The 9,455-nt window shown below is 75.0% G+C and carries 2 protein-coding genes; both read left to right on the top strand.

Features of this window, described 5'->3' with window-relative positions:
• Positions 1 to 5,620 (top strand): SDR family NAD(P)-dependent oxidoreductase (locus tag ACZ4W5_RS37375; RefSeq protein ID WP_465659659.1); only part of this gene is annotated, 5,620 nt, incomplete at its 5' end.
• Positions 5,621 to 5,656: 36 nt separating this feature from the next.
• Positions 5,657 to 9,455 (top strand): type I polyketide synthase (locus ACZ4W5_RS37380; protein WP_465659661.1); only part of this gene is annotated, 3,799 nt, incomplete at its 3' end.

Genomic DNA, 9,455 nt, shown 5'->3' on the forward strand with positions numbered 1-9,455 from the left:
CCGCGCCCTCCTGCCCGCCGGCCGTCGCACGGCCGCGAGCGCCGGAGGTACGGCCTTCGCCGCCCTTGCCGCGCGTCTGTACGAGCTGCGCGAGGGCGACCGCCGGCGCCACCTCGTGGACCTCGTCCGCGCGCAGGCCGCCGCCGTCCTGGGCCACGCCTCCGGCCAGGCGGTCGACCCCGGACGGGAGTTCCGCGACCTCGGCTTCGACTCCCTCACGGCGATCGAACTGCGCAACCGCCTCGCCGACGTCACCGGGCTCCGGCTCCCGGCGACGATGGTCTTCGACTACCCGACCCCGCACGCCCTCGCCGCCCACCTCCTCGAAGAACTCCTCGACGGGACCGCTGACCTGGCGGCGCCGGTGGCGGCCACCTCCGACGCCGGGGAGCCGATCGCGATCGTCGGCATGGCCTGCCGCCTGCCCGGCGGCGTGCGGACCCCCGAGGACCTCTGGCGGCTCCTGAGCGAGGGCCGCGACGGCATCACCGACTTCCCGACCGACCGAGGCTGGGACCTCGACGCCCTCTTCGGCACCGGCCACGGCGTGAGCGCCACCCGCCAGGGCGGTTTCCTCGCCGGCCTCGGGGGCTTCGACGCGGGCTTCTTCGGGATCTCGCCGCGCGAGGCCCTCGCGATGGACCCGCAGCAGCGGATCCTGCTGGAGACGTCCTGGGAGGCCTTCGAGCGGGCCGGCATCGACCCGACGGCGCTGCGCGGCAGCCGGACCGGCGTCTTTGTCGGCACGACGGGCCAGGACTACGCCTCGCTGGTGATGAACTCCCAGGAGGAGGTGGAGGGCCACGCGAGTACCGGGCTGGCCAACAGCGTGATCTCCGGCCGGGTCTCGTACTGCTTCGGCCTGGAGGGCCCGGCACTCACGATCGACACCGCCTGCTCCTCCTCGCTCGTGGCGATGCACCTGGCCGCGCAGTCCCTCAACAGCGGCGAGTGCACGCTCGCCCTGGCCGGCGGCGTGACCGTCCTGTCCACGCCGATGAGCTTCCTCGGCTTCACCCGCCAGGGCGGGCTCGCGACGGACGGGCGCTGCAAGGCGTTCGCGGAGGGCGCGGACGGGACGGGCTGGTCGGAGGGCGCGGGCGTCCTGGTGCTGGAGCGGCTGAGTGACGCGCGCCGCAACGGGCACCCGGTGCTCGCCGTCGTGCGCGGCAGCGCCGTCAACCAGGACGGCGCCTCGAACGGGCTGACCGCGCCCAACGGCCCGTCCCAGCAGCGCGTCATCCGCCAGGCCCTCGCCAACGCCCGCCTGTCGGCCGCCGAGGTCGACGCCGTCGAGGCGCACGGGACCGGGACGACGCTGGGCGACCCGATCGAGGCCCAGGCGCTCCTCGCCACGTACGGGCAGGACCGCGAACTCCCGCTGTACCTGGGGTCGGTGAAGTCCAACCTCGGGCACACCCAGGCGGCGGCAGGCGTCGCGGGCGTCATCAAGATGGTGGCGGCGATGCGGGCGGGCGTGCTGCCGAAGACGCTGTACGTCGACGCGCCCTCGTCGCACGTCGACTGGTCGGCGGGCGCAGTGGAGCTCCTGACGGAGGCGCGCGAGTGGCCCGAGACCGGGCATCCGCGCCGGGCCGGGGTGTCGTCGTTCGGGATCAGCGGGACGAACGCGCACGTGATCGTCGAGCAGGCACCCGCACCGGCGCCGGAGCCGGCCGCGGAGGCGGGAGCGGACCCGGGCGTCGTGCCGTGGGTGGTCTCGGGAGCGTCGGAGGCCGCGCTGGACGCCCAACTCGGGCGACTGGAAGGCCTGGACGGCTCGCCGGCCGACATCGGCCTCTCGCTGGCCGGGCGGTCGCGCTTCGCGCACCGGGCGGTGCTGCTGGACGGCACCGAGGTGGCGCGCGGCGTGGCGGGGGAGCGGCGGCTCGCGCTGCTGTTCTCCGGCCAGGGATCGCAACGGCTGGGGATGGGAAGGGAGTTGTACGCCCGGTTCCCGGTGTTCGCCCGCGCGTTCGACGAGGTGTGTGACGCGCTCGAGCTGCCGGTTCGGGACGTCGTGTGGGGCTCGGATGCGGAGCTGCTGAACCGGACCGCGTACGCCCAGGCCGGGCTGTTCGCGGTCGAGGTGGCGCTCTACCGCCTCGTCGAATCGCTGGGCGTGCGCGCCGAGTTCGTCGCGGGCCACTCGATCGGCGAGGTCGCGGCGGCGCACGTGGCCGGGGTGTTCTCGCTGGCGGACGCCTGCAAGCTCGTGAGTGCCCGGGGCCGCTTGATGCAGGCGCTGCCTTCGGGTGGTGCGATGTCGGCGGTGCAGGCGACGGAGGCGGAAGTCCTGCCGCTGCTGGGCGAGTCCGTGTCGATCGCCGCCGTCAACGGGCCGGCGTCCGTGGTCGTCTCGGGCAGCGAGGAGGCCGTCTCGCTGGTCGAGGCGCACTTCGCCGACCGGAGGACCACGCGGTTGCAGGTCTCGCACGCCTTCCACTCGCCGCTGATGGAGCCGATGCTGGAGGGCTTCCGCACCGTCCTCGACGGGCTGGCCTACCAAGCCCCTTTGATCCCCCTCGTCTCCAACCTCACCGGCGAGCTCGGCGGCGAGGACTTCACCAGCCCCGAATACTGGGTACGCCACGTCCGCGAGGCCGTCCGCTTCGCCGACGGTGTCCGCGCCCTCGACGCCGCCGGTGCCACGGACTACCTGGAACTCGGCCCCGGCGGCGTCCTGACCGCCCTCGCCGAACAGAGCCTCGCCGAGCAGAACCTCGCCGAGCAGAACCCGGAGGAGGGCGCCGACCGCGTCGCCGCCCCCGCGCTGCGCCCCGGCCGGCCGGAGGAGAGCGTCCTGCTGACGGCGTTGGCCCGCCTGCACGTCGTGGGCGTGCCCGTGGAGTGGGCCCGGATCTTCGACGGCACCGGCGCCCGGCGCGTCGACCTGCCGACCTACGCCTTCCAGCACGAGCGCTACTGGCCCGTCCGGGCCGCGCACCCGGGCGACGTGACCGGCGCGGGCCTGCGGCCGGCCGAGCACCCGCTGCTGGGCGCCGTGGTCGCCCCGGCCGACTCGGACGGCGTCCTGCTGACCGGCCGCCTGTCGCTGAAGGCGCAGCCGTGGCTGGGCGACCACCGGGTGGGCGGCGTGGCCGTCTTCCCCGGGACCGGGTTCCTCGAGCTGGCCGTCCGCGCCGCCGACCAGGTGGCCTGCGACCGGGTCGAGCGGCTGACGCTCGCCGAGCCGCTGGTGCTGCCCGAGGACGGCGCCGTCGTCGTCCACCTGGTGGTCGGTGCGCCGGACGAGACCGGGACGCGGCCCCTCAGCTGCTACGCCCGGCCGGCGGACGAGGCGGACGGTCCGTGGACCTGCCACGCCACCGGCACGCTGGCCGTGGGCGAGCACGAGGCCGGTTTCGGGCCGTCGGAGTGGCCCCCGGCCGACGCGGCCGCCGTGGATCCGGCCTCCTGCCACGACCCGCTGGACCACGGCCCGGCGTTCCGCACGCTGCAGGCGGTGTGGCAGCGGGGCGACGTGGTGTTCGCGGAGGCCGTCCTGCCGGGCCGGGCCGAGGACGCGACGCCGTACGGACTGCACCCGGCGTTGCTGGAGGCGGCCGTCCAGCTCGCGGGCCTGACCGGGGCGGGCGACGGCGCGCGCCTGGTGCCCACGGACTGGCGCGACGTGGCGCTGTACGCGACCGGTGCGGCCGTCGTGCGGCTGCGGGTCGCCAGGGCGGGCGCGGACGCGGTGTCCGTGGAGGTCGTGGACGCGGCGGGCGGCCCGGTGCTGTCGGCGGGGGCGCTGACGCTCGGCGAGCCCAACACCGTGGCCCAGCAGGCCGGACCGGGCGGGGCGCTGCTGCGGCTCGACTGGGTGGACGTCACGGCGCGCGCCGCCGGGCCGGTGCGGGCCCTGACGCTGGGCGAGGACGTGCCGTCGCTGGACGACCTGCCTGGTGAGGTGCCGGAGGTCGTGGTCGTGCCGGTGGCGGGTGGTTCGGTGCCCGAGCAGGTGCACGAGGTGACGGCGTGGGCGCTGGGCCTGGTGCAGGAGTGGCTGGCCGAGCCGCGCTTCGCCGACGCGCGCCTGGTGTTCACGACGCAGGGGGCGGTGCCGGGCGGTGAGGTCGGGGACCTCGGCGGCGGGGCGGTCTGGGGTCTCGTCCGGGCGGCCGAGGCCGAGAACCCGGGCCGGTTCGCCCTGCTCGACGTCGAGCGCGCGTCGGACGTGAAGGCGGCGCTGCCCGTCCTCTCCACGCAACTGGACGGGGGCGACTTCCAGTTCACCGCCCGGGCCGGAGCTGTCCGGGTGGGCCGGCTGGCGCGCGTGGCCCCGGGGGGGTCGTCCGTGGGCTGGGGCGAGGGCACGGTCGTGATCACGGGTGGCACCGGTGGCCTGGGGCGTCTGGTCGCCCGGCACCTGGTCGCCGAGCACGGCGTGCGTGATGTGCTGTTGCTGAGTCGGCGCGGTGGTGTCGGTGCATGGCTGGACAAGCTGCGTGAGGTGGGCGCCAGGGTCGAGGTGGTGGCGTGTGACGCCGCCGACCGCGAGGCGCTCGGCGCGGTGCTGGAGGGCCGGACGATCAGTGGTGTCGTGCATGCGGCCGGTGTGCTGGACGATGGCATCGTGACCGCGCTCACTCCCGAGCGACTATCGGCCGTCCTGCGCCCCAAGGTGGACGCCGCGTGGAACCTCCACGAGTTGACCAAGGACCAGGACCTCAAGGCCTTCGTCCTGTTCTCCTCCGTCTCCGGCGTGATGGGCAGTGCCGGGCAGGGCAACTACGCGGCGGCGAACGTCTACCTCGACGCCCTGGCGCACTGGCGCCGGCAGCAGGGCCTGGCCGCCCAGTCCCTGGCCTGGGGCGCCTGGATGCCCACGGCCGGTATGACCGGCACGCTCTCCGAGGCCGATCTGCACCGCATCCACGCCACCGGCGTCCCGCCCCTCACCGAGGACCAGGGCCTCGCCCTGCTCGACGCCGCCATGGCGACCGACGAGCCCCACCTCGTCCCCATCGGCCGCGCCACCGGCCCGGCCCGGATGCCCGGCACCGTGCCCGCGCTGCTGCGCGGCCTCGTCCGCGGCGCCCGCCGCACGGCCGAGTCCACCGGAGGCCGCACCGGCGCGGTCGCCGCGCTCGCCGCCCGCCTCACCGGACTGCGCGAGAGCGACCGGCTGCGGCACGTCGTCGACCTGGTCCGCACCGAGACGGCGTCCGTCCTCGGCCACGCCTCCCCAGAGGCCGTCGCCGCCGACCGCGACTTCCACGACCTCGGCATCGACTCCCTCACCGCGCTGGAACTGCGCAACCGGCTGACCGCCGTCACCGGCCTGCGCCTCCCGGCGACCCTGGTCTTCGACCACCCCACGTCCGCCGTCCTCGGCGCCCACCTGCTCGGCGTGCTCCTCGACGAGCAGGACGCGGCGGACGGAACGGCGCTGTTCGGCCAACTCGACCGGCTGGACGCCGTCCTGGCCGAAGCGGACACCGACGAGGCGACGCGCGACGCGGTCTCCCTCCGGCTGCGCCGAATGCTGGAGAAATTGCGAAAGCAGGACGCGCAGAATGCCGAGGACGCCATTGCGGAGCGGCTCGAAGCAGCGAGCGCGGACGAGGTCCTGGCCTTCATCGACAACGAGCTCGGCCGTCTGAGCGACAGCTGACCGACCACGCCTCATCACAGGAAGGCACCACCCCCCATGTCGAACGACAGCAAGCTCGTTGACTACCTCAAGTGGGTCACGGCCGACCTGCACCAGACCCGCCAACGGCTGCTGGAGGCCGAGTCGGGCCGGCACGAGCCGATCGCCATCGTCGGTATGGCCTGCCGCCTGCCGGGCGGGGTGACCACCCCCGAGGAGCTCTGGCGGCTGGTCGCGGACGGGGGGGACGGCATCACCGGGTTTCCCGCGGACCGGGGGTGGGACATCGCGGCGCTGCTCGGTGAGGGCAGCGGCAGCAGCGCCTCGATCGAGGGCGGGTTCGTCGCGGCCGGCGAGTTCGACGCGGGCTTCTTCGGGATCTCCCCGCGCGAGGCCCTCGCGATGGACCCGCAGCAGCGTCTGTTGCTGGAGACGTCCTGGGAGGCCTTCGAGCGGGCCGGCATCGACCCGAGCGGCCTGCGGGGCACCCGCACCGGCGTGTTCGTCGGCACGGCGGGCGTCGACTACGTCGGCGTGGTGATGAACTCGGACGAGGACATGGAGGGCCACGCGACCACCGGCCTGACGGCGAGCGTGCTGTCCGGCCGGGTGTCGTACACCTTCGGCCTGGAAGGTCCGGCCGTCACCGTCGACACGGCGTGCTCGTCCTCGCTGGTGGCGATGCACCTCGCGTCGCAGGCGCTGCGGGCCGGTGAGTGCACGCTCGCCCTCGCGGGCGGGGTGACCGTCCTGTCCACGCCGATGAGCTTCTCGGGCTTCTCCCGGCAGGGCGGCCTGGCCCCGGACGGGCGCTGCAAGGCGTTCGCCGACGCGGCGGACGGGACGGGCTGGGCGGAGGGCGCGGGCGTCCTGGTGCTGGAGCGGCTGAGCGACGCGCGCCGCAACGGCCGCCGCGTCCTCGCGGTCGTCCGGGGCTCGGCGGTCAACCAGGACGGCGCGTCCAACGGGCTGACGGCGCCCAACGGCCCCTCGCAGCAGCGGGTGATCCGCCAGGCGCTCGCCAACGCCGGGCTGTCGGCCGGAGAGGTCGACGCCGTCGAGGGCCACGGGACGGGCACGCCGCTCGGTGACCCGATCGAGGCCCAGGCCCTGCTCGCGACGTACGGGCAGGACCGCGAACGGCCGCTGCTGCTCGGCTCGCTGAAGTCCAACATCGGGCACACCCAGGCGGCGGCCGGCGCGGCCGGCGTGATCAAGACGGTGATGGCGCTGCGGCACGGCGTGCTGCCGAAGACCCTGCACGTCGACGCGCCCTCCGCCGAGGTGGACTGGTCGGCGGGGGCCGTCGAGCTGCTCACCTCGGCTCGCCCCTGGCCGGAGGTGGACCGGCCGCACCGGGCGGGCGTTTCCTCGTTCGGGATCAGTGGGACGAATGCGCACGTGATCGTCGAGGAGGCGGTGGAGGAGGCTCCCGAGGAGGGCTCTCCGGCTGACGGTCCGTCGGTGGTGCCGGGTGTGGTGCCGTGGGTGGTCTCGGCGAAGTCGGAGGCCGCGCTGGACGCGCAGCTGGAGCGGCTGGCGGCGGTGGGCGGTTCGCCCGTGGACGTCGGGTTCGCGCTGGCCGGTCGCTCGCGTCTCGGGCACCGGGCGGTGCTGGTGGACGGGGCCGAGGTCGCGCGTGGGGTGGCGGGGGAGCGGTCGGCGGCGTTCCTGTTCTCCGGGCAGGGATCGCAACGGCTGGGGATGGGAAGGGAGTTGTATGCCCGGTTCCCGGTGTTCGCGTCGGCTTTCGATGCCGTGTGTGCGGAGCTGGATCCCGCTCTGCGGGACGTGGTGTGGGGTTCGGATGCGGAGCTGCTGAACCGGACGGAGTTCGCCCAGGCGGGGTTGTTCGCGGTCGAGGTGGCGTTGTTCCGCCTGCTGGAATCGTTGGGTGTGGTACCGGAGTTCGTGGCCGGGCACTCGATCGGTGAGATCGCGGCGGCGCACGTCGCCGGGGTGTTCTCGCTGGCGGACGCCTGCACGCTCGTCAGCGCCCGTGGCCGGCTGATGCAGGCGCTGCCTTCGGGTGGCGCGATGCTGGCCGTGCAGGCGACGGAGGACGAAGTCCTGCCGCTGCTGGGCGAGTTGGTGTCGATCGCCGCTGTCAACGGGCCGAACTCCGTGGTCGTCTCGGGGGCGGAGGAGGCGGTCTCGCGGATCGAGGCGCGCTTCGCCGACCGGAAGACCGCTCGGCTGCGGGTCTCGCACGCGTTCCACTCGCCGTTGATGGAGCCGATGCTGGCGGACTTCCGCGAGGTCCTGAACGGCCTGACCTACCAGGCCCCTTCGATCCCGCTGGTCTCCAACCTGACCGGCGCCCTGGACACGGACGTCACCAGCCCCGACTACTGGGTACGTCACGTCCGCGAGACCGTCCGCTTCGCCGACGGCCTGCGCAGTCTGCGCGAGGCCGGGGCCACCGCCTTCCTCGAGCTCGGCCCCGACGGCGTCCTCGCCGCCCTCGCCCAGCAGGACGGCCACGACTCCGAGGCCCCCGCACTCCCGCTGCTGCGCCGCGACCGGCCCGAGGAGCACACCCTCGTCACCGCGCTCGCCCGCCTGCACGTCACCGGTGTCCCGGTTGACTGGGCCCGGCTGTTCGACGGCACCGGCGCCCAGCGCGCCGACCTGCCCACCTACCCCTTCCAGCACGAGCACTACTGGCCGCGCCCCTCCCGCCGCGTGGGCGACGTGACCGGTGCCGGCCTGTCGCCGGCCGAACACCCGCTGCTGGGCGCGACCGTCGCGCTCGCGAACGCCGGGAGCACCCTGCTGACCGGCCGCCTGTCGCTCAAGGCGCAGCCGTGGCTCGGCGGCCACCGGGTGGGTGGCGTGGCCGTGTTCCCGCCGACCGGGTTCCTGGAGCTGGCCGTCCGCGCCGGTGACCAGGTCGCCTGCGACCGGGTCGAGCGGCTGACGCTCGCCGAACCGCTCGTCCTGCCCGAGGACGGCGCGGTCGTCGTCCAGATCCAGGTGGACGCCCCGGAGGCCTCCGGCGTCCGCCCGGTGCGGATCTTCTCCCGTCCGGACGCGGACGCCGACGCTGCGTGGACGGAGCACGCCTCGGGCGAGCTTGTCCGTGGCGAGCGCACGGCAGAGTTCGACGCCTCGGTCTGGCCGCCGAAGGGCGCGGTCGTCGCCGAGCTGGCCGGGATCCGGGAGGAGGCGGACCTGGGCCCGGCCTTCGACGGGCTGCGGTCGGTGTGGCGGCGCGGTGAGGAGACCTTCGTCGAGGCGGTCCTGCCGGGCGGGACGGCCGACGAGGCCGCGGCGTTCGGCGTGCACCCGGCGCTGCTGGCGGCCGTGGTGCGGGCGGACGGCCGGGGGCTGGTGCCGACGGCCTGGTCCGGGGTGACGCTGCACGCCTCGGGCGCGTCCGTGGTCCGGGCCCGGCTCGTGCGCACGGGCGAGGAGACCCTCGCGCTCGCCCTGGTGGACGCCGCCGGGGAGCCGGTGCTGTCGGCCGAGGGCCTGACGCTGGCCGAGCCGGGCGCCGTGGCACAGGGAGCGGCCGCCGCGGGTTCGCTGCTGCGGCTGGAGTGGGTGCCGGCGCCGTCGCGCGCGGGTGAGCGCGTGTCGGTCGTGACGCTGGGGGCGGAGGTCGCGGAACTGTCGGAACTGCTGGAGCTCGGCGGCGACGACGTGCCGGGGGCCGTTGTGGTCCCGGTGGCGGGCGGTTCGGCGCCGGAGGACGTGCACGAGGTGACGGCGTGGGCGCTGGGCCTGGTGCAGGAGTGGCTGGCCGAGCCGCGCTTCGTCGACGCGCGTCTGGTCTTCGTCACCCGGGGAGCCGTGGCGGGCAGTGAGGTGTCGGACCTCGTCGGCGCGGCCGTGTGGGGCCTGGTGCGGGCGG

The sequence above is a fragment of the Kitasatospora sp. NPDC029367 genome, assembly GCF_055569135.1.